This window comes from Mesorhizobium tamadayense, assembly GCF_003863365.1.
In the GTDB taxonomy this organism is placed as follows: domain Bacteria; phylum Pseudomonadota; class Alphaproteobacteria; order Rhizobiales; family Rhizobiaceae; genus Mesorhizobium; species Mesorhizobium tamadayense.
Genome location: NZ_RQXT01000212.1, coordinates 1 through 607 on the forward strand (window position 1 = coordinate 1; position 607 = coordinate 607).

A 607-nucleotide genomic window follows, 5' to 3' on the forward strand; every position below is an offset into this window, starting at 1 on the left:
GCAATCCTATTTCGTCCCAGCCCTTCCGGAACCCGTCCTCGCCCGGGCGGCGAAACACGGCATTGGCAAGATCGGATGCCCCGAAGCCGGTGAACCGGATCAGCCGAGCCTGTTCTTCCACTGTCGCGGGACGATCCGCTGCCTCGATGTCGGCAGCGAGACGGATCGCAGCGAGATTGTCGCGGGCGCGTTGTTTCCAGCCGCGGGCCAGTCCACGATCACTGACGAGAACGAAGTTCTCCCCTCGAACCGCACATGCGTCTACCCGGGGGAAACCGGGAGCAGTTTGGGGACCGGTCGTCGGCTCTGGTTCGGTAGGAGCGGGCGAAGGATCGTCGCTGAAGGCGGTGACGCCAAGACCGAGGCCTGACGAAAGCGCAGTGTTTCCGAAGAGATCGAGCGTGAAGGGGTCGTCGTTGGACATTGGGATAGTTCCTTGCGTGAAGCCGCGCGCAAACCTCCGACCGAGCGGATCGGCCGGAGGATCGGCGGCACGGTTGGGAGGGATCAGCGGCTAATCAGCGAGAGGGAGATGTCGCTCTCGCTGAGCTGCACGTTGAGGTGCGTTGCGCGAGAATTCCGGTCGAAGAGCGGGGTCAGCCGCTCG

General features: G+C 64.1%; 1 pseudogene. It reads right to left on the minus strand.

From position 1 onward, the window contains the following. Positions 1–424 (minus strand): annotated as a pseudogene (locus EH240_RS37330) (class I SAM-dependent methyltransferase); the annotation flags it as partial. Positions 425–607 lie beyond the last annotated feature (183 nt).